At 46.1% G+C, this 688-nt stretch carries 1 rRNA gene; it reads left to right on the top strand.

What is annotated here, in order from left to right:
- Positions 1 to 107: ribosomal RNA gene (rrf, locus tag ACYVIL_RS20580) — 5S ribosomal RNA — on the top strand; the annotation flags it as partial.
- Between the last annotated feature and the right edge of the window lie 581 nt (positions 108 to 688).

Here is a 688-nt window from a genome sequence, read left to right as displayed (position 1 = left end):
CTTAGCGACACGGTACCACCTGATCCCATCTCGAACTCAGAAGTGAAACGTGTTAGCGGCGATGGTAGTGTGGGGTTTCCCCATGTGAGAGTAGCACATCGCCAGACTCCCATTTAGAATAAAGCCACCTTAATAGGGTGGCTTTTTTCGTTTCTGATGCCGTTAAAATAACCGCGCATTTATCGAATATTATTAAGGTGGCCTCATTCTAAGCGCTGTCGCGCAAGAGCCATCAATCGGGGAACCTAACCCATCGGTGTGTTATGCAATACCTGTCCACGTAATAAGCCGCTAGGTGTCAACCTTCCCTGGTGCTTCCTCCAGCCATTCATCCATGAATGTCGTTCAGTCGGAAACGTTGCTGCGCAACTAAATGCATCCTCCTTCACCCCCATGTGAGAGCATATATAATGAATGTAGCTCGGGCTTTAGCCCGTGGAAAAGGCGCGCTGGCATAAATACCAGCCTACATTCTTAACGGTGTTGCTCGGGCTTTAGCCCGTGAAAAAGGCGTACTGGAATAAATACCAGCCTACATTCTTAATGGTGTAACTCGGGCTTCAGCCTGAGGGATCCCCACAAATAAAGAAGATAAGTGCCTGTAATTGCGTTATTTTGTTTCTACCAAAAAATAAAAAAACACCAAAACAGGCACCTAAGATGACATTATTGAATATCCAAGAGTTTG

It is taken from the genome of Aliiglaciecola aliphaticivorans, from assembly GCF_054782055.1.
This window is presented reverse-complemented; position numbering and strand designations above follow the sequence as displayed.